This window comes from Shewanella indica, from assembly GCF_033842865.1.
Classification (GTDB): domain Bacteria; phylum Pseudomonadota; class Gammaproteobacteria; order Enterobacterales; family Shewanellaceae; genus Shewanella; species Shewanella indica.
This window is the reverse complement of sequence record NZ_JAWXXR010000001.1, coordinates 16,648-41,705: the sequence shown is the minus strand read 5'-3', so window position 1 is coordinate 41,705 and position 25,058 is coordinate 16,648. Positions and strand designations below refer to the sequence as shown.

At 50.5% G+C, this 25,058-nt stretch carries 25 protein-coding genes and 2 pseudogenes; 12 read left to right on the top strand and 15 right to left on the bottom strand.

Annotated features, from left to right (window positions below; genetic code table 11):
* Nucleotides 1-166: 166 nt before the first annotated feature.
* Nucleotides 167-391, bottom strand: a pseudogene (locus SIL79_RS00210) (alpha-amylase family glycosyl hydrolase); the annotation flags it as partial.
* Nucleotides 392-488: 97 nt separating this feature from the next.
* A pseudogene (locus SIL79_RS00205) lies at nt 489-617 on the bottom strand (alpha-amylase family glycosyl hydrolase); the annotation flags it as partial.
* A 50-nt stretch (nt 618-667) separates the two neighbouring features.
* Here SIL79_RS00205 and SIL79_RS20650 point away from each other — a divergent pair.
* Nucleotides 668-790, top strand: a complete 123-nt coding sequence (locus tag SIL79_RS20650) for a DUF2999 family protein (RefSeq protein ID WP_405130408.1) — start codon at nt 668-670, stop codon at nt 788-790.
* Between the two features lie 106 nt (nt 791-896).
* On the opposite strand, the gene SIL79_RS00200 is transcribed toward SIL79_RS20650, so the two are convergent.
* The 7 genes from SIL79_RS00200 to SIL79_RS00170 form a co-directional block, all read right to left on the bottom strand.
* Entirely contained in the window at nt 897-1,418 is a 522-nt protein-coding gene (locus tag SIL79_RS00200; RefSeq protein WP_319618886.1) for a hypothetical protein, read from the bottom strand.
* 506 nt (nt 1,419-1,924) lie between these two features.
* On the bottom strand, nt 1,925-2,410 hold the full coding sequence (locus tag SIL79_RS00195) for a hypothetical protein (RefSeq protein WP_234501705.1): 486 nt from the start codon (nt 2,408-2,410) through the stop codon (nt 1,925-1,927).
* Between the two features lie 42 nt (nt 2,411-2,452).
* A complete protein-coding gene (locus SIL79_RS00190) occupies nt 2,453-3,007 on the bottom strand; it encodes a hypothetical protein (RefSeq protein WP_157823031.1) in 555 nt (184 codons plus the stop codon).
* Complete coding sequence (locus SIL79_RS00185; protein WP_146226014.1) at nt 2,997-3,344, bottom strand: hypothetical protein; 348 nt, start codon at nt 3,342-3,344, stop codon at nt 2,997-2,999. The genes SIL79_RS00190 and SIL79_RS00185 overlap by 11 nt, the downstream gene beginning before the upstream one ends.
* 122 nt (nt 3,345-3,466) lie before the next feature.
* Nucleotides 3,467-4,480, bottom strand: coding sequence for a hypothetical protein (locus tag SIL79_RS00180; protein WP_267959637.1), 1,014 nt, complete (start codon nt 4,478-4,480; stop codon nt 3,467-3,469).
* 98 nt (nt 4,481-4,578) lie between these two features.
* On the bottom strand, nt 4,579-5,178 hold the full coding sequence (locus tag SIL79_RS00175; RefSeq protein ID WP_319618885.1) for a hypothetical protein: 600 nt from the start codon (nt 5,176-5,178) through the stop codon (nt 4,579-4,581).
* A gap of 112 nt (nt 5,179-5,290) precedes the next feature.
* Nucleotides 5,291-6,409, bottom strand: a complete 1,119-nt coding sequence (locus SIL79_RS00170) for a hypothetical protein (RefSeq protein WP_319618884.1) — start codon at nt 6,407-6,409, stop codon at nt 5,291-5,293.
* 1,955 nt (nt 6,410-8,364) lie between these two features.
* On the opposite strand from SIL79_RS00170, the gene SIL79_RS00165 reads away from it, so the two are divergent.
* On the top strand, nt 8,365-8,568 hold the full coding sequence (locus SIL79_RS00165) for a hypothetical protein (protein ID WP_233962738.1): 204 nt from the start codon (nt 8,365-8,367) through the stop codon (nt 8,566-8,568).
* A 474-nt stretch (nt 8,569-9,042) separates the two neighbouring features.
* Here the strand turns inward: SIL79_RS00165 and dgcS are convergent, their stop codons facing one another.
* On the bottom strand, nt 9,043-9,930 hold the full coding sequence (gene dgcS / locus SIL79_RS00160) for a diguanylate cyclase DgcS (RefSeq protein WP_319618883.1): 888 nt from the start codon (nt 9,928-9,930) through the stop codon (nt 9,043-9,045).
* Between the two features lie 185 nt (nt 9,931-10,115).
* On the opposite strand from dgcS, the gene SIL79_RS00155 reads away from it, so the two are divergent.
* Nucleotides 10,116-12,062, top strand: a complete 1,947-nt coding sequence (locus SIL79_RS00155) for a monovalent cation:proton antiporter-2 (CPA2) family protein (protein ID WP_039036093.1) — start codon at nt 10,116-10,118, stop codon at nt 12,060-12,062.
* Between the two features lie 156 nt (nt 12,063-12,218).
* Entirely contained in the window at nt 12,219-13,157 is a 939-nt protein-coding gene (locus SIL79_RS00150; protein WP_233962740.1) for a hypothetical protein, read from the top strand.
* Nucleotides 13,158-13,164: 7 nt separating this feature from the next.
* Here SIL79_RS00150 and SIL79_RS00145 read toward each other — a convergent pair whose 3' ends face one another.
* The 4 genes from SIL79_RS00145 to xseB form a co-directional block, all read right to left on the bottom strand.
* Nucleotides 13,165-14,289, bottom strand: coding sequence for a patatin-like phospholipase family protein (locus tag SIL79_RS00145; RefSeq protein WP_233962741.1), 1,125 nt, complete (start codon nt 14,287-14,289; stop codon nt 13,165-13,167).
* 162 nt (nt 14,290-14,451) lie between these two features.
* On the bottom strand, nt 14,452-16,317 hold the full coding sequence (gene dxs, locus SIL79_RS00140; protein WP_233962742.1) for a 1-deoxy-D-xylulose-5-phosphate synthase: 1,866 nt from the start codon (nt 16,315-16,317) through the stop codon (nt 14,452-14,454).
* A 21-nt stretch (nt 16,318-16,338) separates the two neighbouring features.
* Entirely contained in the window at nt 16,339-17,220 is an 882-nt protein-coding gene (ispA, locus tag SIL79_RS00135) for a (2E,6E)-farnesyl diphosphate synthase (RefSeq protein WP_233962743.1), read from the bottom strand.
* The gene (xseB, locus tag SIL79_RS00130; RefSeq protein WP_025012016.1) at nt 17,221-17,460 is read right to left on the bottom strand and encodes an exodeoxyribonuclease VII small subunit; all 240 of its coding nucleotides are present in this window, start codon (nt 17,458-17,460) and stop codon (nt 17,221-17,223) included.
* Between the two features lie 394 nt (nt 17,461-17,854).
* Between xseB and pomA the strand changes: the two genes are divergently transcribed.
* The 3 genes from pomA (at nt 17,855) to thiI (ending at nt 21,178) form a co-directional block, all read left to right on the top strand.
* Complete coding sequence (gene pomA / locus SIL79_RS00125) at nt 17,855-18,622, top strand: flagellar motor protein PomA (protein ID WP_025012015.1); 768 nt, start codon at nt 17,855-17,857, stop codon at nt 18,620-18,622.
* Nucleotides 18,623-18,626: 4 nt separating this feature from the next.
* Nucleotides 18,627-19,562, top strand: a complete 936-nt coding sequence (locus SIL79_RS00120) for a flagellar motor protein MotB (RefSeq protein WP_025887266.1) — start codon at nt 18,627-18,629, stop codon at nt 19,560-19,562.
* Nucleotides 19,563-19,723: 161 nt separating this feature from the next.
* The gene (gene thiI, locus SIL79_RS00115; RefSeq protein ID WP_025887267.1) at nt 19,724-21,178 is read left to right on the top strand and encodes a tRNA uracil 4-sulfurtransferase ThiI; all 1,455 of its coding nucleotides are present in this window, start codon (nt 19,724-19,726) and stop codon (nt 21,176-21,178) included.
* Between the two features lie 67 nt (nt 21,179-21,245).
* Here thiI and SIL79_RS00110 read toward each other — a convergent pair whose 3' ends face one another.
* The gene (locus SIL79_RS00110; RefSeq protein ID WP_233962744.1) at nt 21,246-21,524 is read right to left on the bottom strand and encodes a hypothetical protein; all 279 of its coding nucleotides are present in this window, start codon (nt 21,522-21,524) and stop codon (nt 21,246-21,248) included.
* 185 nt (nt 21,525-21,709) lie between these two features.
* Between SIL79_RS00110 and SIL79_RS00105 the strand changes: the two genes are divergently transcribed.
* The 5 genes from SIL79_RS00105 to SIL79_RS00085 all read left to right on the top strand — a co-directional run bounded on the left by SIL79_RS00105 (nt 21,710) and on the right by SIL79_RS00085 (nt 24,992).
* Nucleotides 21,710-22,621, top strand: coding sequence for a transcriptional regulator GcvA (locus SIL79_RS00105; protein WP_025012011.1), 912 nt, complete (start codon nt 21,710-21,712; stop codon nt 22,619-22,621).
* Between the two features lie 76 nt (nt 22,622-22,697).
* Entirely contained in the window at nt 22,698-23,333 is a 636-nt protein-coding gene (locus SIL79_RS00100; protein ID WP_025887270.1) for an imm11 family protein, read from the top strand.
* Between the two features lie 6 nt (nt 23,334-23,339).
* Nucleotides 23,340-23,831, top strand: coding sequence for a hypothetical protein (locus SIL79_RS00095; protein ID WP_233962745.1), 492 nt, complete (start codon nt 23,340-23,342; stop codon nt 23,829-23,831).
* Between the two features lie 124 nt (nt 23,832-23,955).
* Complete coding sequence (locus tag SIL79_RS00090; RefSeq protein ID WP_233962746.1) at nt 23,956-24,600, top strand: alpha/beta fold hydrolase; 645 nt, start codon at nt 23,956-23,958, stop codon at nt 24,598-24,600.
* A 2-nt stretch (nt 24,601-24,602) separates the two neighbouring features.
* Entirely contained in the window at nt 24,603-24,992 is a 390-nt protein-coding gene (locus tag SIL79_RS00085) for a DUF423 domain-containing protein (protein ID WP_039033710.1), read from the top strand.
* The last annotated feature ends 66 nt before the right edge of the window (nt 24,993-25,058 follow it).

Sequence of the window (25,058 nt, the reverse complement as noted above, 5' to 3'; positions counted from 1 at the left end):
GTGCGCCTTTCGCACAGGCGATCCTGTGACTCGCTGCGAGTACGTCCCTGTAAGCTCTGCCTCGCCATCCCTGGCTCGGAAGGTCACAGTTCCGCCTGTGCCTGGAAATAGGTGTATGTCTTTGGGTATATAAGCAATTTCAAGCAACGCTATTATTACAGAATTGCACCAAATGGTAGTGATTACTTATAACCGCATAAGCGCAAACGTCGATGCAGAATATTGACGACAACTGCCTGATTTTATACACTATCCAGCCACGCCTATGCTCGTAACTGCGCCCCGACAGTTCATCTTCACCACACAAAAATGCCCTTCTCACGCAACGGTTAATCACGTGGTAAAAGGGCGTACTTTCAGCATCTATCAACTGACGACGAGCTGTGGTCATAACCAACCTCGACTGAGCTTTGATGGGTATTCAAAGGCTAGTCAAGGCTGGGCGAAACATCAAAAAGATATGGCTGTCCTGTCTTTCTGCTGCTGTCTTTCTGCTCGTAACTGCGCCCCGACAGTGCATCTTCACCACACAAAAATGCCCTTCTGACGCAACGGTTAATCACGTGGTAAAAGGGCGTACTTTCAGCGTCTATCAACTGACGACGGGCGGTTGTCATAACCAACCTCGACTGAGCTTTGATGGGTATTTCAAAGCCTAGTCAAGACTGTGCGAAACATAAAAAGATATGGCTGTCCTGTCTTTTTGCTGATCAAAGAAACCGTGGAACAACTGGGACTGGATTTTTCTAAAGTAGAAGCCGCTAAAAAGCAACTGTCTCCCTCAGCTTGATTCAACTTAGAGACAGCCTGAGTGAATATTCAGGCTATCTCTAACGCATGATCTGCGCCGCTATCTAAAAGAAAGGTTTAATACTTACAGCCCCGAACCTTTGTTATTACCTCCGCCCGAAGCGTTTAAGGCAGCTCCACACTCTGCGCCACAAAGAGGCCTCCCAAAGCAGCAAACGTACTACCCAAGCCGGCATACCCAAGTCTTCAGCTTGCCGAGCCGACTCATTAGTCGCGGCGAGTCCGGAAAAGGCCGCACGATATATCTGGGCAACTAATTTGATTTCAAATAAAACCAGAACAATCCCCCCAAAATAACGCACCACCACCAACTCATTCAATAGATTATGCTGCTCTTTCGGGACAAGGTATCCGGCAAGCCAAATCCCAGCGCAGCTCAGCGCAATAGCCTTCAATAAGGCAGCCTTCCGCCGTTGCCTGTAACAACACCAATAAAGCAGGGGGATAACCAAGACCAGATCAATAATCCAGATAATTTCCAACCAACCTGCAGTTGACAAGTCATGATCAACAAATGTCAAACCATCGCCGATCAACACCAGAGCCACAGCGATAAAAAACCAGTGACGTTGCCAAAAAGGGAGTTCAGATCGAGCAAACGTGTCCATAGCACTCCTTGCTGAATATGAGTATCTTCTCATGCCACCAAACCAACCTCGGGCCAGTGAAGCTTTGAGAGTTGTGGGTTAATTATTAAACACTAAGTATTGAATACTGTCGAACGCAGTGTTGCCTCAGCAACTATTATCGGCTGAAATAGCAAAAACAGGGCATAAGTCACAGTTCCCCTATCATGAATGACAGGCTCTGCTATAATTTGTGCCCAAAATTTTCAGGCATTTCCAGACGAGCGGTAAGTCATGTCCACTACAGGTGTTGAAAAGATATATAGGACATCCTAAACACTTTCTGAGCTGCAAGGAAGCACGTTGCAGGGGCCAGTCTCTGATAAATAACGACGGATTTTTGGAAGTAGGTTCTCTGAAACGAATAATCTGCGAGGTTCATGCAAAAACTCCAACCTCGACTGAGCTTTGATGGGTATTTCAAAGGCTCGTCAAGGCTGTGTGAAACATCAAAAAGATATGGCTGTCCTGTATTCTCTTATGCGGACCTACCACCTAAGGTTAAGACCCTTGAGATTACAATCGTCAGGTGCTGTAGCACGGACCTCTCTAACGTACTCGTTCCAATCGCTATTGCTTAACTTTTGCTTAATTTCCTGATCAATTTGAACTTGAATTTTGTCACATATCTTGGCTAATTCATCTCGTTTTTTCTTCCATTCATTTAGCTCTGGTTCACTTATTTTATCAGCTGTAATTCCTGCGAAATAGAGCTTGGATTGGTCTGATGAAAGTTTCAATAATTTTCCATTATAGACCAGACCGTCATCTTCAATACCCAGAGCCAAAATTTGTGAAGGTCTGTCTATATTTTCAACAAAAAAATAAGACTCACCATCTTTCTTTATTTCAGCCAAGATCTCCTTGCCCGTGCTAGCTTTCACATAACTGTAAGTCCCTATGTACTCATCCTTACTCTCACCACAACCAGTCAACGCTGCACTCGATAATAAAATCACTATCCATTTTTTCACTTCTATTGCTCCTTAATTTAAGTTTATAAATCACATAACGCCTCAATAACCGGCAGCCGAAGCGTAGCGCAGGCTGTCCGGCGCCGTCAGGCGCGAAGTTGATTGACTTGTTATGAGATACTTTGCTACCGAAGGAATGACAAACCTACGGCTTTCAAGCTCTTGACCAGGCGGACAGAAGTAATCTAGCCAAACACTCATATTTGTATTTTTTTGAGTAAAGTACCCAAATGCCACTGGCACCGAATCTCCAGGTTGTAAGTTGGTTTGATAGACCATTAACTCTTCGCCAGCTGCGGACATCAGTGCATTACCACTACGCGCGGGAGTACAGTTGCCGTTAATGCTTTTGGGACCAATCAACTTGATAGATGTTGCCTCTGAGGTAACTTCAACTGTTACAGCGAAACCTAGATCCCTTGAGTTCTTATACGTGATTTCTTGCTCAGTAATACCTGGCGATGCGAGTGAAGACAGAGCTATCGGAAGTAGAAATATGGCAAGTAATCTATTCATGGTTTTCTCATAACGCATTGAACAGCGGAAAACGCGAGCGTAGCGAGTGGTTTTCCGATGCTTTAACTTGTTATAAGCCATTTGTATCCACCGTTTTACCACAGTGAATACAAACCACGCGACCACTAAACCACTTGAACACGACTGCACCCCAATCACCACTAGAATCTGGATGTGGCTCTTTAAATCCCTGAATGGTTAAACACTTATTACAGTGTGGGCAGCGTACCCAAAAAGCTGTAACGAAATGAACCAGACCGAATACAACGGTGAGTCCTATTGTAAGTAAAACGGTATAGTCGTAGGTGCTGTCATCTGTGATTAATGCATAAGTCAACCAGATGAAAAAACATAGCAAGCCGAACCAAGAAATAAACACGCTGCCCGCATTAATTTTCCCTATGAGCACTTTATTCAACTTGCACCTCCCACGGCTTATAACGCCCGGCACACCGGCCCAGATGCGGCGAGCCCATATGTGGTAAAAGCGCAGCGACCACATATTGGTGCGCCGTAGCTGCGTCCGCGTGCTGCCGATTGTTAAGAGGCATTTGTACGCTCCGCTTCCGCCAATTTTTTTAATGCAAAATTGCCCCTTTCAGACACAGGTTGACACTTATCCGAAGCGAACTTGACAGCAAATTCCATCGCTAGAGGGCCGAGATTGTCGAGTTCTCGTATCACGATCTCTGCCGAAACTCGTCTAACGATAGATGAGCGATCATCAGAGGATTTTCTAAGCAAGTTTAGCAGGTCGATATTGGTGACCAATTTTCTCTCAGCAACGATAGGCTTCAGCCTGCCTTCACAATATCGCTTATCGGTCCACTCCCACTTTCGACCTTCCATCCAAACAATACGGCCTTCAAACAAGCTACGATATGCTTTCGCTCGAACCGATGGCTGTACCGCAAGACTCGCGATCTTTTCAATGTTTCCGTCAAGAATCGGTGTACGACCAAGCTGTGAAAAAAGTGATGGCATAGGCCCAGAAGCCGAAGAAACTAGCTTATGAAGAAGCGAATCTGCTATTTTCTTTTCACATATTATTTGAAATAGAACTTCTTTATCCTTTTGCTCAATTCGCCCCCACGAGTTCCAACTGGAAAGCGCAATACATAGCGCTTCAACTACGAATTTAGGATCTGTCGTTTTTGCCACTTCAAGAAGCTTTTCTCTTGCTGCTTCCCGGACCTGCGGAACCCAATCATTAAGTCTTCTAACTGCAAGCGAAAAGAAGAATGTATTCGGCGCAGCCCCTGATAGAGCTCGAAGAGATTTCTCCCTCCTGTAACCATCCCAGCTAATAAGGTCGAGCCAAGTCATCATGTCCTTGGGTTTTGACCATACTTTCCAACTTGGAGGCGCGGACTCTCTCAGTGCTGAAGCGAACTCAGATCGTATAAAACGCTCCCAATAATCAAAACTACAAAGAGGCAGCTTATTCGTCACTTCGATTAAAGCAGACATATCAGCTACGACCTTACTCCCCGAATTTATCGAGTTAGCGAAGTCTCTTACTGCTGATGCTACTTTTTCGTCAATATTCTTCAACTGTGGCACCTGCTATTCGAGCCTCTTAACGCCGCGTTAAGTAGTGAGCAACGCTAACACCTAACCTAATCCTTAGCACCGTAAACACTTAACCCGATTTAAACCCAAAACATCCGGCGTTGCGAATCTGCCTTAAACGCTTTGTATGTTTGTTCTTGATTTAAGGCACTTTTAATATGCTCAACAAACTCATCATCTGAAAGTGTACGGATCAACTTCCTGTTGAGTAAAATTACTTTACCGCCGCGTTCATAGGCATCCTTGAGAGGTCCAGCTTTAATATCGAGTGTTAAAACGGGATGCGTGAGTGCTCTGACACCCAATTCAATATCTGCCTCTTGTTTATAAAGAATCTGACTTTCTTTACGTTTAGCTGTAGAGCCGTATTTGTTCTGGAGCTCTTTTCTGAAAGCTTCATCTTCTATGCAACTTAAACGACCAAAGCCACCGGCTCTTTGCTCGTTGTCTGGTAACGATGGATTATGAAAACCAAATTTGGCATCCACTTGCACAAATGAACCTAAGTACTTGTTAATATAAGACTTGAGTTCGACACAATTTTCTGGAGTTTGTAGTACTTCGAATTTTCCATGCTTGGTTACGCACAAAGTAAACTCATTTTCAGGAAAGCAAATGTTTAAATCTAGTTGGCGATTTGCTAACTCATCCCAGATATTATGGTCAATAAATACTCTCACACTTCCTCCGAAAACATAATGCCTAACATAAGGTGCGCCACGATAAACTTACCAAGCGCACTAAACCCCATACCAAAACCGCAAAGTGTAACGCGTCACCTTGATGTTTTTGTTAGCTCTCTTTTACGTACGAAGGTCTAGATATAGTTCCATCGTCTGTACGAATGAATGTTTGTCGCATTGGTTTAAATGGTGATTCTTTCGATACTTCTAGAGACAGATTGGAAAGCAACCCAAATACCTTATGCGCGTATTCTAAACAATCATACTCTCCACGATCTTCTAAGGAGACCCGAGAAAGCTCATCAAATTGCTCGATGTATTTATCAAAATCATTTCTCTTACAACGTTCACTATATAGTTTTGAAGGATTAGAAGGTAAAGGGAAACGCACTGAAAGGATCTCTTTACCATCGGGAAGCGCAATTGGTTCATGAATTGCGTATAAACGATGATTAGCTATATTTATTGGTGCTGAATGCATAACTAGATCTCGATATTGCCCCAACTCGAATAACCAGCCACCTTTACTCATTTCACTTTTTAAGTAAGATTCTAGCTTTGTGTGGTTAACTTCTTTTTTCAGGAGTTTAAACAGACCACTTGCAGTCGTGACTTCTTTTCCATCTTCTTTGCGAGAACCATTATCTGAAAAGTTATAAACGTATTCACATAGGTTATCTCGAAGGATTCCAGCGTCAAATAAAAAAGAGTGAAACTCCTGATAAACCAAGTCAGTGTATCCATCTTGAAAGCGTTGACCAGCTTTGAATTTATTTTTCAGAACTAAAGCGTTTAGCTGGTTTTGATATGATAAGGATAAGCTTCTCAATCGGTTATTAATAGTATTTAGTTGGAAGCTGATTCTATTTGATAAATCATAACTTAAACCATTTTTATTATGAAATGATGATAAGGCTAATTCACTCCACTTTTGTGCGGCATCCCAATTAGGCCAAATAGCTTCCTGCTCAGTGTAGCCTCGGAACTGTTTTGGGGCTTCACCAATATACTCACTATGATGAGTAGTAAATTCAACGCCAATAATCGTCAAATTATATTTCCTAAGCGCGTAATATAACTTACCGAATGTATCTATTTTAATTTCGGCAATTTTACCATCTTTAGTCTTAGGCCAGAGCGTAATCACATCACTTTGTGGCTCAATAACAGCGACCGGGCCGCCAGATAAATATACAGCTCTTCCACAGAACGGCCATTCTTCCTTCATACTTCCTCCAGAGAGCTAACAGCTGTATAGTGCGCATGCGCGTTTTAGTCCTCGGATGAGTGTAAACGCGCATCGCTATCTGTTTGTATTGGCTGGATATAATAAAGTTTAGTCCAAATATCCCTTGCAGCTAAACGCGCATGCGCGGTTTCCAAACCTATTATCTACCAGCTGTATTTTTTTAACTTTATGAATTTAATGTTATTTTCTAAAATGTTACAGAAATAACGCGCAAACTTAGCTGCAAATTTCCGGTATTTTTCCTGGAACGGCAATAATACTGTATAGAAAATCAGTTCTTAGGCACTTACCATGAGCGCTTCAAGCCCTGCAAATAGGGGCCTTAAAACCAAGCGTCCTAAAACCCAGGTCTTACAAAAAACGCTAAGTAAAGCCATGGCTACCGCACGGGTCCAAACTCTGTTCGTCCCTGCATTTCGCTGAAAACGGAAAAGTGTTGCTGTTTCTGACCTTAATTAAGCTTAAGGAAGCGCTAAAGCTAAGCGCTTGAATTAGCTTTACAATAGCCAGTACTGAATGTGAAAACAATTAGCCAAAGGTCAAGTTTTGACAAAGGCAACATAACCCAGATTTGGGGGGTTTTTGAAGCGGAATTGACTGGGGGTTTGCATTCTTCCCTGTTTTCGACGGTCATAGTCCCACCAGAACTAGAGCCAGAGCCTGAAAATGAGCTGCATTTCTGCAAGCACTTCAGATATTTCAAGCTACTCCATTCTCACAGAATTGCAGCAACTCCCGCTCGAAGCGGCCGCAGGGCGTTGATGACAATCGCGTAGCGAGGCATGGCCGTTCACGGGCGTCCTGCCCTTCACGGCATTGGGACTCCTGTCCGGCAGATGCCCATTCTGCGCCAGTTAATCAGGGGCGAGTGTCGCTTAGCGACGAGCTAACGAGCGCGAAACAGGATGTTGAGCTGGGCCAGAGTCACATGGATGTGACTCTGAGCGTCTGGCGCGATAGCGAATTGGCATCATAAGCACAAGGGGTTTTCCGCTGCGTCGCGGGTCGCTGGGGGTTTGGAAAGGGGGCGAGTCGATACAGCCCCCTTTCCTCGAGTGTGGGGCGGCGAGTGTCGCATAGCGACATGCTTACGAGCGAGAGCCAGGGATGGCGAACTGGCCCTTGTGCATGGATGCACTTGCTCCACGACTTTAGGCCGCTGGCACAGCGGCTAATATAGCTTCCAGCTAAAAGTTCCTAAGTTAGTATTGGCCGAGCTTCCGGCCACGGTGTAGTCAATCACCTGCGGTGCGCTCTCGCACAGGCGATCCTGTGACTCGCTGCAAGTACGTCCTTGTAAGCTCTGCCTCGCCATCCCTGGCTCGGAAGGTCACAGTTTCGCCTGTGCCTGGAATATGGGCGTATTTCTGTGGGCATATAGGTAGCTTCAAACAAGTTAGTTCTCACAGAATTGCACCAGTCCCCCTCGGTGTCGCCGAAAGCCGCTGGTACAGCGGCTATCATGGCTTTAAGCCAAAACTCACCAATGAACTTGATCCTAGCGGCTAGCTAAGTTGTAGCCAATTACCTGCGGTGCGCTCTCGCACAGGCGATCCTGTGACTCGCTGCGAGTACGTCCCTGTAAGCTCTGCCTCGCCATCCCTGGCTCGGAAGGTCACAGTTCCGCCTGTGCCTGGAAATGAGGTGTATGTCTGAAGACACTTCAGATGTTTCCAGCTACTCAGCGCTAACAGAATTGCACCAGCTCCCCTTCGGAGCCGCCGCTGGCGTTGTTGCAAATCGGCGTAGCCGAGACAGGGATGTCGAGGCTCGAAGGTCGAGCAAGGTGAATGTTGCGAAGCAACAAGCTTATGAGCGCGAGCCAAGGAAGGCGAGCTGGCCGTTATGCATGGATGCATTTGGCGAGTCCTGAGTGTAGCCAATTTGCTTCATAAGCCAGTGGGGATTTCGGCTACGTCGGGGTGTCCTTGGGGATGCAAGGGGCTTTGGACAAGCAAAGCCCCTTGCCCGGTGTGGTTTGGCGAGTGTCGCGCAGCGACTGGCTGCGAGCGAGAGCCAGGGATGGCGAACTGGCCGTTGTGCATGGAGGCATTTACACCACGACTTTAGGCCGCTGGCACAGCGGCTATCATGGCTTTAAGCCAAAACTCACCAATGAACTTGATCCTAGCGGCTAGCTAAGTTGTAGCCAATCACCTGCGGTGCGCTCTCGCACAGGCGATCCTGTGACTCGGCGAGAGTTGCATAGCAACATGCTTTCGAGCGCGAGTCATGGATGACGAGCTGGCCGTTAAACAGGGAAGTTGTTGCGAGTACGTCCCTGTAAGCTCTGCCTCGCCATCCCTAGCTCGGAAGGTCACAGTTCCGCCTGTGCCTGGAAATGAGGTGTATGTCTGAAGACACTTCAGATGTTTCAAGCTACTCAGTGCTAACAGAATTGCACCAATCCCCCTCGATGTCGCCGACAGCCGTTGGCGCAAATAACGTGGCTGAGGGCGAATACTCATCACTAGCGAAGATGGATTTGAGTACCAAATCCGCGCGGTTGATATGAAAACCAAGAGAGTCCTCTTGGTCGAGGGGCAAATCGAGGGGCACAGCACCGCGACTTATAGTCTCGATCGCGGGCTAGTCTCAATCGCCGGCTAGTCTCAGTCACGGGTCGCGACACAATATCTATTACGGCCGGTGGCCTTGGCGCGATAAAGCGCGCGGTCAGCCTGTTCAAACAGTTGATCCTGATTGATTCCGGCGCTCCAGACGGCGATACCTATGCTGCTGGCAATGCCGTGGCGCTGAAACAGGGGCTCCTTGGTGAGCATTTCAAGCAAGCGCTCGCTCATGCGTACTGCCGACTCCAGATTGCCTTCCACCAATACCACAAACTCGTCGCCACCTATGCGAAAAGCCTGGTCGGCATTGCGGATGCCACACTTAAGCAGCTTGCCGAACTGAGTCAGCACTCTGTCACCAAACTTGTGGCCGAGACTGTCGTTGAGCTGCTTAAAATTATCCAGATCAAGCACCACCAGAGATATCGGGCTGTGAGCCCGTCCGGCTCTGGCGAGCGAGGTGCGGATACACTGACCGAAATAGTGGCGGTTGCCAAGCTCGGTCAGGGAGTCAAACATCGCCTGCTCCGACATCTGCGAATAGGCGATGGCGTTGAACAGCGGTTGTGACAGTAGGGCTTCTATCTGCTCAAGCTCTGCCTGCTCTACCGGGCTCAATACTCTTTGCAGCCGGTAGAGTAGTTTGGCGGTACCCAGTTTACTGATCAGTTCTCTGCTCACTGTGCTCTGAGAGGTGCGTCCCCAATGAAATTGATGTCCTTGAACTTGTAACTGCACTCCCTGTACCGGCAAATATTGTTGCAGTAGCTTGCCATAGCAGGCAAATACTGTCCGCGGATCGAGACTTGCGTGTAACCGTTGAACCGCCTGCAGCAGATCCATTCTGGGGTGGATAGCCTGAGGTTGATCAGACAGATACTGATAGTCTTCAGGGTAAAACTCTGTTGCCAGACCAAAGTCCATCATAAATACTCCAATAAGGCAGAACCTTTTTCTATAGTTAATCTGCAAGATTCGTGCCTGGTCGACCTTGGGCTAATTTGTATTGAGATCTCATTGAGTTAAGCTTTTTAGTGCTAAGTATATTGCGGTGACAAGTATTTGACACTGACAGAATAATGAACTGAACCATTGATAGCGGGGGAGTGTGCATGGAACATGGATTCTTTATCCAGATCCTTCTGATGCTGGTTATCGCCATAACAGCGATAGCCTTGCTCAGGCGCATAGGCTTGCCCGCTATTCTTGCTTATCTGTTGACCGGGGTTATCAGCGGCCCCTCGGGATTCAATTGGTTTTCGCAGCACCAGATGCAGTCGGTAGCTGAACTTGGAGTGGTACTGCTGATGTTTACCCTGGGACTGGAATTTTCCGTACCCAGGCTCTGGGCCATGCGCCGCACTGTATTTGGCCTCGGCAGTGCTCAGGTGGTATTGACCACCTTGCTGGCCATGGGGGGCGGATTACTTTTTATCAGCGACGTGACTCAGGCGCTGGTGATAGGTTCAGTGACGGCTTTGTCTTCCACCGCCATAGTGTTGAAATTGCTTAACGACAAGGGCTGGCTCAAGCGTCGTCATGGCGAACTGTCGGTCAGTGTGTTGCTGTTCCAGGACCTGGCCGTGGTGCCCTTGCTTATTCTGCTGCCTTTGCTTGCCGATGGCAGCGAACCTTTGACGGCCTTGCAGCTTGGGAGCGCGCTGGGGAAAGGGATCCTGGCCTTTATTGTGCTGATGGCCTTTGGTAAGTGGGCTCTGCCCAAACTGTTTGATGAAGTCGCCCGTTCCCGCTCCAACGAGTTGTTTGTGTTGTCGACTCTGGTGGTCGCGCTCTTGACCGGTGCCTTTACCCAATGGTTGGGGTTGTCCATGGCATTGGGGGCCTTTATGGCGGGGATGCTTCTGGGCGAGAGCCAGTACCGGCGCCAGTTGGAGGCAGATATTCGCCCGTTTCGGGATCTCTTGATGGGGCTATTTTTTATCTCCATTGGTATGTTGCTCGACTTCGGATTGGTATTGGCCTATTGGTGGCAAATCTTGCTGTTGCTGTTGGCGGTGATAGTCGGTAAGACAGTTATTGTCTTTACTTTGCTGAGGTTGGTTAAAGAGCCTTTTCGGGTAGCCATGTCTACCGGCCTCAGTCTGGCACAGGTGGGGGAGTTTTCATTCGTGGTGCTGGCACTGGCAGTGAGTTATCAATTGTTGGCCCCCAGTGTCAGTAATACTTTGGTGATGGTGGCTGTGCTGTCCATGGCGCTGGCGCCGGCATTGGTGCGTCATAGCATAGACATAGCCCGGCTGCTGCAGGGCCTTAAACCCAGGCCGGAACCGGCAGAAAACCTGCCGCCTTTGGATCCTCAACAAGATCTGGTTCTGCTGCTGGGTTATGGCCGGGTTGGGCAGACCATAGGGCGGTTTCTCAAGGCCGAAGCTATCCCTTTTATTGCCCTCGACCGGGATCCCTCCCGGGTTTCCGAGGCGCGCCGGGCCGGAGAGCCTGTGTATTTCGGTGATGCTTGTAAGCGCAGTTTGCTCAAACAAGCCAATGTGCGCCACGCCAAGAGCATAGTGCTGACCTTTTGCGAGCAACCGCAGTTGGAAGAGGCTTTGGTATTGTGTCGGCAACTGGCACCCGAGGCGAAGATCATGGTACGCACCCGGGATGACAGCGAACTTGAACAACTGGAGCAGGCCGGTGCCAGTCAGGTTATTCCGGAAACTCTGGAAGGTAGCTTGATGCTGGTGTCCCAGGTGTTGTATCAGTCAGGGGTACCCTTGTCGCGGATCCTCAAACGGCTGGAGTCGGAGCGGCGCAACCATTATCAGTATCTGCACGGTTTCTTTTCCGGTGAGGAAGCCGACTTCTCTCTCGAATTACTACATGCAGTGGCTCTGCCAAGAGGCGCCAGCGCCGTGGGAAAATTCAGTGCCGAGATCCCCTGGCAACAGCTCAGGGTGGAACTGAGAGCCGTGCGCCGCGGCGGCAGGGAGTACGAGCCGCCGGATGAAGATTGGCAGTTCCGCGCCGGTGATACCTTGCTTATTCGCGGTAAGCCCAGAAGGGTGGAGAAAGCCGAAGTTATTTTGCTTCAAGGCTGATTGCCCGGCCGTTGGCGTTGGTTTTATTTGTACTTTAAATGGGGTACTCTGCGACCTTTGTGGAGCTGAATGCCGGGAAGGACCGCTTGGCTGCATGTTGCAGCGACTTTTTCTGAATAAGCGCAAACCCGAGTGACCTACAAGGAGTTGGCAACCGTGACCCATGACAGTAATGATGGCCCCGATATCTCGTTCGAGGAACTGTTTGAGATTTTGACTTCTACCCAGCAGCTGCTGTTTTGCCGTGATGGTGATGTGCCGCTGATCCTGCCGGCGAATATTGATGGCAATGAACAGGCCAGTCATTGTTATGCTTACCTTCCCATGATGGCTGAGCAGGACGCGAGCCGGGTGCTTGCAGAGAATCTTAAACAACCGGCTGATTACTATCTCAAACCCATGCATTGGCAACGGCTTATTCTGACCGCTCATGTCAATGAGGTGTTGTTGCTGGAGCTGGCGGGCAAACTCGTGCTGCCGCGGGAAGAGCAGCAAACCTACCTGAGCTATATGGCGGCGCGCCTCAATGGGGAAGATTGTGTGCTGCGGGTCAACAATGTGGAAATTAGCCCTTGGCTCACCGGAGAAGCCGACGCCTGGGAGCTGGTGGAAGCACTGTTTGCCCGTTACGGCTCACTCAAGGGGATCTGGCTGGCCGACTGTCTGTGGCAACAGGCCGATGGCAAACCCGGTAAGCTGATTATTCTCGATGCCGAGCTGGCCAGCTACGAGATGTCGGCCGCCTTGCAGGATCAGGCCAAGGCGCTGGGGTATACGCTTGTCCAACTGAAAGATTTGACTTTGGATTATCAGTTGGATGCGCTGACCATACTGCCGCCGCTGGTGAGCCGAAGTCAAACGGGGGAAGTGCGTCTCTATGTCGGTGACCCAAGCCAGCCCTTTATTCGGTTTCAGCGCCACCAGATAGTGCAAACCAGGGTCGATAACCTGGAGACGGATGCCGGTGGTTTACAGCAGGGCGCTGAGAACATAACCGTGACCGCCAATGAGCGACAGCAAGGCACCACCCCAACATTTGCCGTAACTTTGGTCTCAGTGTTGCTGGTGCTGGCTCTACTTATCTTTTTCGCCTGATCCATGTTCAACTGATATCGAAAAAGGCTTTCAATTCATCAATCTGGCACATGGCGTCCTGATAGCCCAAATCTATCAGGGCGCCTGTGTAGGCGTTTTCAAACAGCAGATAAGACACAATACTGGTGTCCGACTGGCTATCTATGCCAATCAAAGCCAGTAGCCGGCGAATGGCGAAGGGCATCTCCTGATAGTAACGCTTGGCCAGCTCACTGAGATCTTCACTGGGTTTAATCACCAAAGTATCAATCGGCCTCAAATCCAACTGTTGGCGACTCGGTTCCGGCACCAGCGCCAGAGTGCTGTTGATGCGCCTGAGCCGCTCCAGATCTGAGTTCAGGGTATCGGAAAATATGGTATCCAGCAGATGACCGGCAATGGTGGCCGTCTTGGGATGATAATCCAATTCAACGGGCGTGTTCTTGTGTGGGCTGTCCAGGTTGATCACCATGATCCGCTTGGCGCCCAGATGTATCGGGCTGGAAAGCGGCGCCAATTGATGCACTGAGCCATCGCCATAGTAAGACTGGGACAGCTTAATTGAGGGGAACACCAAAGGAATGGCGGAGCTGGCCATCAGGTGCTCTGTGTGCAGCCGGGTGCGCTCGCCGCTGCGTCTGGCCCTTTGCCAGTTTTCCAACTCTTTGTGGGCCTGAAAGAAGGTCACGGAGCGGGAGCTGTTGTAGCAGGAGGTGTCAATGCTCAGCGCCATCAGGGAGCCGCCGCGGATGTTGCGATCGATTCGCTCGAAGTTAATCAGCTCATTGAGTAGTTGCCGCAAGGGTTCATTGTCCAGCAAACTGCCGGCGTCGGTATTGACCAGATCTCCCTGCATGCCACGAAGGGCCATCTTCGCCAGGTGTGCCAGCACGCCGGTATTGGAGGCGCGGTAGACTCTCTCTGTGTGGATATTACGCCAGATCCATTCCAGCTTTCTCAGTCCCAGGTGAAAGCAGGAGGCGTGGGTAGCGATGGCGGTGCCATTGATAGCTCCGGCCGATGTGCCGCAAACAATTTTGAATGGAATGGCGTGATTGCGGGGATAAAACTGTACCAGCGCCTTGAGCACCCCAACCTGATAGGCCGCCCTGGCACCACCGCCCCCCAACACCAAAGCCCTACTTTCCGGCACGGCGCCTCCTTTGCTAAAGCCCAAAACCATAAGAGAATGCCAAGGTATTATTTTGCAGACACGGCTTGGCTATCTCAGTTTAACTCTAGTTGGATTTCCTGTGGTCGGAGAAGCAAAAAACCGCCCTGAGGCGGTTTTTTTTAATGGTAGCGTATGCTTACCTTATGCGAGCCGGTTTTGGATCTGCTCGAGAATACCACTGGCATCCAGCTTGAGTTCAGTCAGTATCTCTTCCGGTGAGCCGTGTTTGATAAATTCATCCGGCAGACCAATTTGCAGCAAAGGCTTGCTGATCCCCTGGCTGGCCAGATACTCGAGCACGCCACTGCCTGCGCCGCCCATGATGGCGTTTTCTTCCACTGTTACCAGCAAGTCGTGATTGGCGGCCAGTTCCTTGATCAAATCTTCATCCAAGGGTTTAACAAAGCGCATATCGGCGACTGTGGCATTGAGGCTTTCGGCGGCATCCAGGCAGGCAGCCAGGGTCGTGCCGAAGTTGAGAATGGCAATCTGTTTGCCCTGACGTCTGACAAGGCCTTTACCTATCGCCATCGCCGTCATCTCTTCAACCTGCTCGGCGCCGGTCGCACTGCCGCGAGGGTAGCGCACTGCGCTTGGGCCCTTATCGTAGCAGTAGCCGGTGTAAAGCATCTGCCGACATTCGTTTTCATCGGATGGCGCCATTATCACCATGTTGGGTACGCAGCGCAGGTAGCTGAGATCGAAGGCGCCCTGATGGGTAGGGCCATCGGCGCCCACAATGCCGCCGCGGTCAATGGCAAACAGTACTGGCAGGCGCTGCAATGCCACATCGTGGATCAACTGATCATAGCCGCGCTGCAGGAAGGTGGAGTAAATGGCCACTACCGGTTTATAGCCTTCACAGGCAAAGCCGGCACCTAAGGTCACTGCATGTTGCTCGGCGATGGCGGCATCGAAGTATTGCTCGGGGAATTTCTGGGAGAACTCCACCATGCCGGAGCCTTCGCGCATGGCCGGGGTGATCCCCAGTACCTTGTCATCCTTGGCGGCAATGTCGCACAACCATTTGCCGAACACCTGGGAAAAACTGGGTTTCCCGGGTTTGGTGACCGGTTTGCAAAATTGTGAAGGGTCAAACTTGGGCACAGCATGCCAGCCGATGGGATCTTTCTCCGCAGGCTCATAACCTTTGCCTTTCTTGGTCATGATATGCAGCACCTGCGGCCCCTTGAGGCTGCGCATGTTACGCAGGGTTTCTACCAGAGCATCCACATCATGGCCATCGATAGGACCTATGTAGTTAAATCCCAGCTCTTCAAACAGGGTTCCCGGTACCACCATGCCTTTAAGGTGTTCCTCGGTGCGGCGCGCCATCTCTTTGATGACGGGCATGCCCTTGAGTACTTTCTTGCCGCCTTCTCGTATCGTGGTGTAGAAGCGGCCTGACATCAGCTGTGCCAGGTGGTTATTGAGGGCGCCGACGTTTTCCGAGATAGACATCTCGTTGTCGTTGAGCACCATCAGCATGTCTTTGTGCAGATCGCCGGCGTGGTTCATGGCTTCAAACACCATGCCGCCTGTCATGGCACCATCGCCTATCACGGCTACTACCTTGCGGCCGGCCTGTTCTTTATCCGCGGCGACCGCCATTGCCAGTGCGGCGGAAATTGAGGTGCCGGAGTGGCCGACACTGAAGGTGTCGTACTCACTCTCTTCCCGCCAGGGGAAAGGATGCAGACCACCTTTTTGGCGTATGGTAGGCATGCGATCGCGACGACCGGTAAGGATCTTGTGCGGATAGGCTTGATGGCCCACATCCCAGACCAGGCGGTCAAACGGGGTGTTGTAGACATAATGCAGCGCCACGGTCAGTTCGACCGTACCTAAGCCAGAGGCAAAGTGACCGCTCGACATGCCCACAGATTTTAATAAAAACTCCCTGAGCTCGTCGGCCAGCTGAGGGAGCAGGCTTTGTGGAAGTTGACGTAACTCTTCCGGGGTATTGGCCTGTGCCAGCACAGGAAACTGAGTGATATCCAGACTCATAACGAGATACTTTGTCTCTTTTTATACTCTTCGCTCAACGATATAGCGGGCGAATTCGGCAATTAACTGGCTATTGTATGGCAATTTTGCCAGCGCTGATAGTGCATCTTCCAGCAGTTTTTGAGCTGTAGTCTTGGCGCCTTCCAGCCCCAACAGTTTCGGGTAGGTACTCTTGTTGGCATCGAGATCCGAACCCTGGGGCTTACCCAGCTCTTCAGTACTGCCGGTGATATCGAGAATGTCATCCTGTACCTGGAATGCCAGACCTATGGCATCGGCGTATTCCAGCAGTGCCTGCCTTTCATTATCATCGACATCGGCGGCAATTACCGCAAACTCGACGGCGCAGCGGATAAGGGCACCTGTCTTCAATCTGTGCAGGGCGGTGAGCTGCGCAAGGGAGATCTCTTTGTCTGTGGCATTGAGATCCTGGGCCTGGCCACCGCACATGCCGCGGTAGCCGGAGGCTTTGGCCAGCGCCTGCACCAGGCGCAGGTGTTGGCGGTCGCTGAGACCCTCAATATCGCTGCTGATAAGTTCAAAGGCCAAGGTCTGCAAGGCATCACCGGCCAGAATGGCGGTGGCTTCGTCAAAGGCGATATGCACGGTTGGCTGACCGCGGCGCAGGGCATCGTCGTCCATGGCCGGCAGATCGTCATGGATCAGCGAGTAAGCGTGAATACATTCTATGGCGGCGGCGCAATCATCGAGGCGCTCAAGGGGAACGCCGAGCATCTCGCCCACAGAGTAAACCAGAAACGGCCGAATACGTTTACCGCCCAGCAGGGCACCATGTCGCATGGCAGCCTTGAGTTTGGGCTCGGTATCATCCAGGGTGTCCAGAATGGTGCCAATCCTTTGATTGACTCTCTGCTGGTATTGGTTAATAGCTTGGGTTAACACTCACTCACCCTCGACATCAAATGGGCTCAATGGCGCCTGGGGATCCTGGGCCAGCAGTATGGCAACTTTCTGTTGCGCCTGTTCCAGTTTGGCCTGGCTGCTGCGCACCAGACCTATGCCACGCTCGAACTGTTTGAGAGCATCGTCCAGCGATACTTCACCGCGTTCCAGCTCGGCGACTATGCGTTCCAGTTCGTTGAGAGATTCTTCAAAGCTCAGATTTTCGGGTTTTTTGGCCACATCGGTTTCCTTGGTGCACCTTGGTTGCCGGCCCATTCCTGCGACCTGATTGTCACGGTGCAAAGGTATAAGGGGAGGGGATTGGCAGCAGGTGTCTTGGCGTTATGTTCAGCGTGACACAAGGTATATCAGGGCGCGATAAGGGTCAAATTGAAGCGCCCGTTATTTGCTCAACAGCACGCTTTGTCGCTGATTTTTTTTGGAGAAAATTAAAATCTTCCTAAACTTGCCTAAGCCCTGTCCGATAACTCAAAATAGAAACTGTTGAAAATTATCATATTCATCTCCTGCGAATAGCCAAGATCCTATATCACCCTTTGAGGCGGATCGGCTTGTATGGGATAGAGATCCCGGCCACACTGTGTCGGGTCTGCTTTAGAGGTGAGGAGCCACTGTGGATTTAGCAACCCTGATAGGACTGGTAGGTGCTTTTGCTTTTATTATCATGGCAATGGTCAGCAGTGGCGGCATTGCAATCTTTATTGATGTACCTTCGGTATTGATTGTGATGGTAGGTTCGCTGTTTGTGGTGATGATGAAATTCAACCTCAAGCAGTTTTTGGGGGCGGTCAAGATTGCCGCCAAGGCGTTTATGTTCAAACTGGACAAACCCGAAGAGTTGATTGAACAGTCGGTCACCATGGCCGACGCCGCCCGCAAAGGGGGCTTCCTGGCGCTGGAAGAGGCGCAAATTTCCAACAGTTTTATGCAAAAAGCGGTCGACATGCTGGTGGACGGCCACGACGGCGATGTGGTGCGTGAAGCACTGGAGAAAGACATTCAGCTGACCGAAGAGCGCCACAAGGCGGGGATCAGTATCTTCAAGGCGCTGGGTGATGTGGCGCCGGCTATGGGGATGATAGGTACCCTGATTGGTCTGGTGGCCATGTTGTCCAACATGGATGACCCTAAATCCATCGGCCCGGCAATGGCGGTGGCCTTGCTGACGACCTTGTACGGTGCGGTTATTGCCAACATGGTGGCGATTCCGATTGCCGATAAGCTGGCGCTGCGGATGAACGAAGAGATGCTCAACCGCAACCTGATTATGGACGCTGTACTGGCTATTCAGGATGGCCAGAACCCCAGAGTGATTGAGGGCTTCCTCAAAAATTACCTGTCTGAGAAGCAGCGCAAAATAGATACAACGGACGGAGAGTAACACTATGGCCAAGCCCAAGTGTGATTGTCCGCCACCCGGCGCACCCATGTGGCTGGCAACCTTTGCCGACCTGATGTCGCTGCTGATGTGTTTCTTCGTGCTGCTGCTGGCCTTCTCCGAAATGGATGTCATGAAGTTCAAACAGATAGCCGGCTCTATGAAATACGCCTTCGGGGTGCAGAACAAGGTTGAAGTGAAAGACATTCCCAAAGGCACCTCAGTGATTGCGCTGGAGTTCCGCCCCGGACGCCCGGATCCCACTCCGATTGAAATAATCAACCAGCAAACCAACGAGATGACCCAGCAGATCCTCGAGTATCAGGAAGGGGATGACGACAGTGCCGGTGGCGTGCAGCAGCAAAGGGGCGAGCAGCGTGGCGGCGAGGCTTCGGCCACGGCGCAGGAGCAGGCCGAAGACAAGAAGACCCAGGAACAGCAGGCGGCTCAGGATCAGATTAACGAGCAGGTCAAGAAGATGGCCGAGGCGCTCAACAAAGAGATAGTGGACGGCGCTATTGAAATCGAGTCTCTTGGGCAGCAGATTATCATCCGTATTCGGGAGAAGGGCGCCTTTGCCTCAGGTTCAGGGTTCCTGCAACCCAGGTTCAAACCTGTGGTGCAGGCGGTTGGTGAGCTACTCAAAGATGTACCCGGGATCATCACTGTCTCCGGCCACACGGATGACATGCAGATAAGCAATGAGCTGTACAGCTCCAACTGGGACCTATCCAGCCAGCGGGCGGTGGCCGTGGCTCACGAATTGGTCAAGGTGCCCGGCTTTGATGCCAGCAGAATGAAAGTGGTGGGCATGGCTTCCACTGCGCCTTTGGTGCCCAACGACTCGCCGGAGAATCGCGCCCGTAACCGCAGGGTGGAAATCTCCATTGAGCAGGGCAAGGCCAAAGAGTCTGATGAGATTGAAGTCGATCCCAATCTTTGATGGCGCAGCAGCATCAGAATCAGAGCAGCCTGAAAACGGCTGCTTTTTTTATGCTTCTGCAATCCGGGCACGGCTTTGGAGTGGCAAATCTCTGTGCCAGCTAGCGGGTCTTTGTTATAATCCCACGATTGCTGTTTGAAATTTTTTTCCTCGGGATCCCCATGAAGTTTATCGTAAAGCTGTATCCAGAAATCATGATGAAGAGCAAACCGGTAAGAATGCGTTTTACCAAGATGCTCGAGTCCAATATCCGCAATGTACTCAAAAAAGTGGATGAAGACGCTGCCGTTACCCGCCAGTGGGATCGGATTATGGTGCAGGTTCCCAAAGACAAACCCCAGCTAAAACAAGTTTTTGCCGAGCGTCTGGCTTGTATTCCCGGGATTTCTACCATCAGCCAGGTCAATGAATACAGCTTTGAAACCGTTGATGATATCTACCAGCATGCGCTCAAGGTGTATGCCGACGAGCTGGCGGGTAAGACCTTCTGTGTCCGCGCCAAGCGCAGCGGCAAGCACGACTTCAGTTCGCAGGATGTGGAGCGTTACGTAGGTGGTGGCCTGAACCAGTTTACCGAAGCGGCCGGTGTGCGCCTCAAAGACCCGGATATGACCATTCATCTGGAGATCAACAACGACAAACTCTACCTGGTGGAGAAGAAGATCCCCGGGCTTGGCGGATTCCCGATCGCGACCCAGGAAGATGTGCTGTCCCTGATCTCCGGCGGTTTTGACTCAGGGGTGTCCAGTTTCCAATTTATCAAAAAGGGCTCCCGTACCCACTACTGCTTCTTCAACCTGGGCGGTGCCCAGCACGAAATCGGGGTCAAGCAGGTGGCGCACCATTTGTGGAAGACCTATGGCGAGTCGCATAAAGTCAAGTTTGTGACAGTTCCCTTTGAGCCCGTAGTGGCCGAAATCCTCGAGCGTATAGACAATGGCCTGATGGGCGTCATACTCAAGCGGATGATGATGCGCGCCGCCGCCAGAGTGGCGGAACGTATGGGGGTTCAGGCGCTGGTCACAGGTGAGAGCCTGGGACAGGTATCCAGCCAAACCTTGACCAACCTCAATGTGATTGACCGTTGTGTCGATACCCTGATCCTCAGACCTTTGATCACCATGGACAAGCAGGACATCATCAACGAGAGCCGCAAGATAGGCACGGAAGACTTTGCCAAGTCCATGCCTGAATACTGCGGCGTGATTTCACAAAAACCCACGGTCAAGGCGGTGTTGTCCAAGGTTGAAGCCGAGGAAACCAAGTTTTCCGAAGATCTGCTGGACCGGATTATCGCCGATGCCGTGGTCATGGATATTCGGGAGATAGCAACCGACATGGATACCAAAGTAACGGAAACCGAAACCGTCGCCAGTGTCGGTCAGGGTGAAGTGGTGCTGGATATCAGGGCGCCGGAAGAGGAAGAGAGCAAGCCGCTGCAACTGGAAGGTGTCGAGATAGTTCATATTCCTTTCTTCAAGCTGGCCAGCGCCTTTGCCGAGCTCGATAGCAGCAAGACCTATCTGCTCTATTGCGACCGCGGCGTGATGAGTAAACTGCAGGCGCTCTACCTTCAGGAGCAAGGGCACGGTAACGTCAAGGTTTACCGCCCCTGATAAACAAAAAGCCGCCTCTCTCGAAGCGGCTTTTTTGCTGCTGACGCTCAGCGAAATCCAATGGGGCTCAGTTAAGCTGAACCTTTGATGGACTGGCTGCCGCGTCTTCGGCCAACAGCAGTGTCGGCTCGTCCAGCGCATGGGTTTTGAGCTCTTCGCTGTTGGCGGCAATGTTACGGCTCAGCTCCTGCTCAAGCAGTTTGAAGTCTATCTGCACCGCAGGGGCTTCGACAGCAACTCTGGGCAGAGGACGAGCTTGCGCCGGTGCAGAAAGACTTTCCGCAGCCACGGCGCTGGTGCTCATGCCAAACAGCAGGAGCACAAAAACGGATTTAAAGTTCAACATGGGATGCCTCCGGGTGAGAACGGGCACTGAGTGCCAGTGTCAGACCTTCCCTTCGACTGCTCAGAGATTGTCTGAATATTCAACTTTTCGGCGCAAAATTTAACCAAAATCGCTGGCTTTAACAAACGATAAAATGTAACAATCTGGATTAGAAAAACTAATTAAAAAATGAGAAGTGGATCACTATGTCAAAACGACTCCCTCCGCTGAATGCGGTCAAGGCGTTCGAGGCAGCAGCAAGGCATTTGAGCTTTACCCGCGCCGCCGAAGAACTGTTCGTTACCCAGGCCGCAGTGAGTCATCAGATCAAGGCGCTGGAAGACTTTCTGGGATTAAAATTATTTCGCCGAAAGAACCGCTCGCTGTTACTGACCGAAGAAGGGCAAAGCTACTTCCTCGATATCAAGGACATTTTTACCCAACTGTCGGATGCCACCGACAGGCTGCTGGCCCGCAGCGCCGTGGGTTCCTTGACTGTCAGCATGTCGCCCAGCTTTGCCATTCAGTGGCTGGTGCCGCGTCTGGCAAAATTCAGTGAGAAGAATCCCGATATCGATGTGCGGATCAAGGCGGTGGATGCCGAGTTCAGCGCCTTGTCCGACGATGTGGATGTGGCAATTTACTATGGTCAGGGTAACTGGCCCGGGCTCAGGGCCGACAAACTGCGCAACGAAGTGTTGATCCCCGTGTGCTCGCCAATGCTGCTCAACGGCCCCAAGCCATTGGAAAAGCCCGCCGATCTTAAATATCATACCCTGCTGCACGATATGAGCCGTCATGACTGGCAGGCCTGGTTCCGCCAATGCGGCGTAACGGATGTCAATGTGAACCAGGGGCCGATATTCAGCCACTCATCTCTGGTACTACAGGCGGCGGCCCATGGCCAGGGGGTAGCTCTGGGCTACAGCGTGCTCGCCCGCCCCGACATCAAGGCCGGGCGTTTGGTCTGTCCGTTCCAGGAGGTTCTGGTCAGCAAAGATGCCTATTATCTGGTGTGCCAGCAAAAGCATGCCGAGTTAGGTAAAATCGTCGCGTTCCGCGAATGGATGCTGGATATGTTTGCCGAGGAGTCGCGTAGTGAATTGTTGCCGGGATAAGTCGGTAACACGCTTCTCTGCATATACAGGAAGGCACTACAAAGAAGTGAAAGCTTGCAGTTTATAGGGAACTTTGATGGAACTGGCTTACATAAACGAAAACACGGAAGAGAGTGATGCCATGTTTAGTTGCTCTGATAACAGAGAGCACCTGTACGAAGACATGGACTACATTCCAGTGAGCGCATTGAGTGCGGTTATTTGGGAGGATGAAGATAGTTATTCAGAAGCTGTTTTCGATATCACAAACTCAGGGGATTTAAGCGTTACCAAACCTATAGCAGACGTTTTTATGAGCTTTGACCCATATGGCGTCGCTTTTTTGCCCAATAGATTACAGTGCATGGATGGCCTGTCGACTCAGCAGCGATATATTATCGCGATAAATAACGAGTTGGATGTATTGGATGAAGACAAGTCAGTTATAAAAAACGTTATCAGGCATTATGATCCCAAAAAGCACGGCTACGATGTGCCATTGGAAGAGCAGAAGCCTTTTCATTCAATCATAGTTAGTAAATTGTATCTTGATCGAGAAAAACTCGAGTCTTATCCCATGAACCGCAGACACATTTTCAGGGTTAAAGGTACCAATAGCTTTTTCTTTTCTTCAGAAGTATATGATGAACTCTATAATATCGCTCTACAGGGGTTAGCTTGTGGACTGACCGCTTTTAAGTTTGATGTCGATGATGAAGCACCAAGGAGATAATAGTAAGTGAAAGATGAATACTCGATACTCACTAAACAAAATATGGATACTTTCCCATTCCAACAAACACCTGCACCAGTAGGTGCTGCAGCACCGGATCTGTTATTGGAAATGACCTTTTCTCCAAAGCTGTTCATTATTGGTGATATAGCATCCAAACTGGAGCCATTGGTGCAGCATGGTGTTGAATGGCTGGATGCTCGTGTTGACAACTCGCCAAGTCAACCTTCGGATGAACAACTCGAGGTATATGACAACTATCGAATGCCTTATATCCAGCAGACGTACAGATTGACGGATAAAGAAAAGCAATTTGGTAAGTTGAATTGGTTAGATACTGATTCGACAGAGTTCGATTTTTCTAAACTGGAAAATATTCCTGTGGAACAAAGATTAATATTTAAACTGGAAGAAGACTTTGGTTTGGTATTTATTCACCAAAGTGTGATTGACTTATTGGAAGAACATGTAAGGACGGTATGGGTAAGGGACGTGTAATTACCGCATGGGCGTTTTTTAGCGCTATTTGTTAATAAATTAATTTGTCAGGGAAGTACGGTATTTAATATTGTGGTTTATTCGAATCCAAGCATGATAATTATTGTTTCTTCGGACAGGGCTGATGATGAACTTGAATACTAACTGGCTGCTGGATCAAGGTAAGGACAATGACACTCTGGTGTTGTTCGCCCATGGCGCCGGTGCCGATATGCACAGCGACTTTATGGCGGATTATGCCGCGCTGTTGGCCGCCAGCGGCCCGAGCGTGCTGAGGTTTAACTTTCCTTACATGGTCAAGCGCGGCGAAGATGGCAAGCGGCGTCCGCCGGACCGGGCTCCGGTGTTGTTGCAGGCCTTCGAGCAGACTTTGGCAGCAGCGGTTGCCGAGTTTGCGCCCAAGCGACTATTTTTGATGGGCAAATCCATGGGCGGGCGGATGGCGGCCATGCTGGCGGCCAATGATAAACTGGCGATGACCCCCAGCGGCGTTATCTGCCTTGGCTATCCGTTTTTGCCGCCGAAGAAGACCGAGCCCAGACTTGAGCCCCTGTGGGAGTGTGCCTCGCCTCTGCTTATTCTGCAGGGCGAGCGTGACAGCTTTGGCAAGCGCGAGCAGTTGGCCTCCTGGGCGCTGCCCGAGCAGGCCAAAGTACGCTTTATTACCGACGGAGATCATAGTTTTGTGCCGCGCAAGTCGTCGGGAACGGATCTTAAGGCTAACCTGCAGGATGCCGTGAAAGAATCACTTTTATTTATCGGGAGTTAGTTATGCGTAAGGGGTTATTGTTATTAGCGGCCATCAGTGGTTTCTTTGCCGTTGCTTTGGGCGCTTTCGGCGCCCATGGACTCAAGACCATTGCACCTGCCGAGTTGATTGCCATATTCAACCTGGGGGTAGAGTATCAGTTCTATCACACCTTTGGTTTGATAGCCCTGGCCTTTGCCGGTCACTGGTTCAAGTCGCGTCTGATTGACTGGGCTGCCGGGCTATTTATCGTCGGGATCTTTATGTTCTCCGGTTCGCTGTATCTGTATGCCCTGACTGGCACCAAGTGGCTGGGCATGGTAACCCCCCTCGGTGGCAGCTGCTTCCTGGTGGGCTGGCTATTGTTGGCGGCAGCGGTATGGCGCCATCGGATGGATGAAACCGGTCTCTGAGTTGATGACTTCCGCAAGCAATACTATTTAACTGGTCTCCTGATGTTGCGGCAACTGGATTGTTAG

Excerpts from the sequence above, each read along its gene's own strand:
- SIL79_RS00200 (WP_319618886.1), bottom strand. The coding sequence starts at position 1,418 with ATGGACACGTTTGCTCGATCTGAACTCCCTTTTTGGCAACGTCACTGG.
- SIL79_RS00190 (WP_157823031.1), bottom strand. The coding sequence starts at position 3,007 with ATGGCTTATAACAAGTTAAAGCATCGGAAAACCACTCGCTACGCTCGC.
- SIL79_RS00170 (WP_319618884.1), bottom strand. The coding sequence starts at position 6,409 with ATGAAGGAAGAATGGCCGTTCTGTGGAAGAGCTGTATATTTATCTGGC.
- SIL79_RS00165 (WP_233962738.1), top strand. The coding sequence starts at position 8,365 with ATGCAAGGGGCTTTGGACAAGCAAAGCCCCTTGCCCGGTGTGGTTTGG.
- dgcS (WP_319618883.1), bottom strand. The coding sequence starts at position 9,930 with ATGATGGACTTTGGTCTGGCAACAGAGTTTTACCCTGAAGACTATCAG.
- SIL79_RS00155 (WP_039036093.1), top strand. The coding sequence starts at position 10,116 with ATGGAACATGGATTCTTTATCCAGATCCTTCTGATGCTGGTTATCGCC.
- dxs (WP_233962742.1), bottom strand. The coding sequence starts at position 16,317 with ATGAGTCTGGATATCACTCAGTTTCCTGTGCTGGCACAGGCCAATACC.
- SIL79_RS00120 (WP_025887266.1), top strand. The coding sequence starts at position 18,627 with ATGGCCAAGCCCAAGTGTGATTGTCCGCCACCCGGCGCACCCATGTGG.
- thiI (WP_025887267.1), top strand. The coding sequence starts at position 19,724 with ATGAAGTTTATCGTAAAGCTGTATCCAGAAATCATGATGAAGAGCAAA.
- SIL79_RS00110 (WP_233962744.1), bottom strand. The coding sequence starts at position 21,524 with ATGTTGAACTTTAAATCCGTTTTTGTGCTCCTGCTGTTTGGCATGAGC.
- SIL79_RS00105 (WP_025012011.1), top strand. The coding sequence starts at position 21,710 with ATGTCAAAACGACTCCCTCCGCTGAATGCGGTCAAGGCGTTCGAGGCA.
- SIL79_RS00100 (WP_025887270.1), top strand. The coding sequence starts at position 22,698 with ATGGAACTGGCTTACATAAACGAAAACACGGAAGAGAGTGATGCCATG.
- SIL79_RS00090 (WP_233962746.1), top strand. The coding sequence starts at position 23,956 with ATGATGAACTTGAATACTAACTGGCTGCTGGATCAAGGTAAGGACAAT.
- SIL79_RS00085 (WP_039033710.1), top strand. The coding sequence starts at position 24,603 with ATGCGTAAGGGGTTATTGTTATTAGCGGCCATCAGTGGTTTCTTTGCC.